Source organism: Chitinivorax sp. B (assembly GCF_005503445.1).
Taxonomy (GTDB): domain Bacteria; phylum Pseudomonadota; class Gammaproteobacteria; order Burkholderiales; family SCOH01; genus Chitinivorax.
In genome coordinates, this window is record NZ_SCOH01000133.1 from 1 (window position 1) to 1,849 (window position 1,849).

2 protein-coding genes and 1 pseudogene are annotated in these 1,849 nt (G+C 49.5%); all 3 read left to right on the plus strand.

All coding sequences use genetic code 11. From position 1 onward, the window contains the following. On the plus strand, positions 1 to 780 hold a 780-nt coding region (locus tag FFS57_RS24760), incomplete at its 5' end, for an RHS repeat domain-containing protein (RefSeq protein WP_283204937.1). Between the two features lie 10 nt (positions 781 to 790). After that, entirely contained in the window at positions 791 to 1,165 is a 375-nt protein-coding gene (locus FFS57_RS24765; protein WP_137940490.1) for a hypothetical protein, read from the plus strand. 289 nt (positions 1,166 to 1,454) lie between these two features. After that, positions 1,455 to 1,849 (plus strand): annotated as a pseudogene (locus FFS57_RS24770) (hypothetical protein); the annotation flags it as partial.

Here is a 1,849-nt window from a genome sequence, read left to right on the forward strand (position 1 = left end):
GACCCCAGCAAACCGCTGATCTACCACGTCTACGCCGACCACCTCAACACCCCACGCGCCATCTACGACGCGTTCAACAAACGCCTGACCTGGCGTTGGGAAAGCGAAGCCTTCGGCAACACCCTGCCGGATCAGGATGCCGACAAGAACGGCAGCCAGTTCGTGTACCACCTGCGCTTCCCGGGGCAGTATTGGGATAATGGCATCAAGCTGAGTCATAACTGGTATCGGACCTATAATCCGGAAACCGGGCGGTATGTTCAGAGTGATCCGATTGGGTTGCAGGGTGGGTTGAATACTTATGGGTATGTGGGTGGGAATCCTCTGATATTTTTCGACCCACTCGGGTGGGCCTTCAATACTGGCGGGAGAGGGGTTGGCAGAGGTGGGAGATTTGGGCAGGATTGGAAATTTGGTGATGGAGACCCAAAATCCCTGGATGCTGCAAAGAACTTTGTAAATCCAAATTTTACAAAACTAAAGGAAATACCTTGGTCAAGTAAAATGGTTAAAAATGCGGCGAAAGATATTGAGAATGGGGCAACCGAAGTATGCGTAGGAAGTAAAGCAGAAGCTGCTGAGCTTTTCCTGGGGAAATTCCACGGGCAAGGTTATAAGAATACATCAGGCTTTAGGCCAACACAGGCCAAAGATTTCTTTGGTGGCAAAGAGGGGACATATCATTGGGATATTGGGAAAGATGCGTACCCTCATGGCCAATCACATTTGCAAGTGCACACTCATGGTGGTGATGTAGTCAGAATATATTTCCCTGATTGAAAGGAAGAAAATGAATCATTACTTGCGAATTTGCAATGCACTGGATAGTAAAAGGGCTCTTGCAGCTGAGATTCAAGCTCTAGATGAAAATAATAGAGCATGGATTGGTGTATACCCATTGGATTTGTCCAATATGTCTGTTCGCGAGATGTTGAGCCGGAAATCTTTTCATGTTCCGGATGGAAGTGATCCTATATATAGGATTAGGATTTTTGAAGTGAGAAATAAATTAATTGATCTTGATGAGTATATATGCGAGAAGGATATTGTTAATAGGCGTGATTTAATTATTGTTGGAAATGAATCACTTTTCTCGACTCTTAATGAATTATCTGTTAATTTGGAAGATGTCGGTTTGCCTTATAAGTGTGATTACCCTTTGTAGGCATTTGATTCGGTATTGTCGCTGTTCTTCAGCCTCGGATGATCATAGCTATGTTTGCTTGAACGCGCGTAATCATCTGACTTGCTGAAATGTAGCAAACCTTGCTGGGTCGAGAAGTATGCGACCCAGCAACCGCCTGCTGAAGGAATAAATGGGGTCAGAGTGATTGATCTGTCGCCGGCCGCCTCAGGCCTGGTTCTTCAGGGTGGGCCGATCAGGCTGGTTCATCACCCGTTAGCGAACTTGAGATAAAGTCATCCCCTTACCCGGCCTAGCCGGGCTTGCTTTTTTGCCGCCAGCCTGCCGGCTGAAATGGTCGGCAGCGTGCTTTAACACCAAGCTCTCCAGTACTGCCTTGGTGGTTTATAACGCCGGCCGCCCCCGCGTCGCCTTGAAGAACGACCAGAGCGTCACCAGCTTCTTCTACAACGCGCAAGGGCAACTGGCGATCAAGACCAGCTATGGCAAACCGATCCAGTTCGTCTACGACGAAGCCGGCCACCTGCTGGCGGAACACGCCGACCCAGCCACGCAAAGCCCGACCCAGGATCATATCTGGCTGGGCGACACCCCGATTGCGGTGGTGCGCCCCAACAGCAGCGACCCCAGCAAACCGCTGATCTACCACGTCTACGCCGACCACCTCAACACCCCACGTGCCATCTATGATGCGTTCAACAAACG

What these genes read in the sequence shown, in the direction of transcription:
- FFS57_RS24765 (WP_137940490.1), top strand. Translation starts at nt 791, where the DNA reads ATGAATCATTACTTGCGAATTTGCAATGCACTGGATAGTAAAAGGGCT.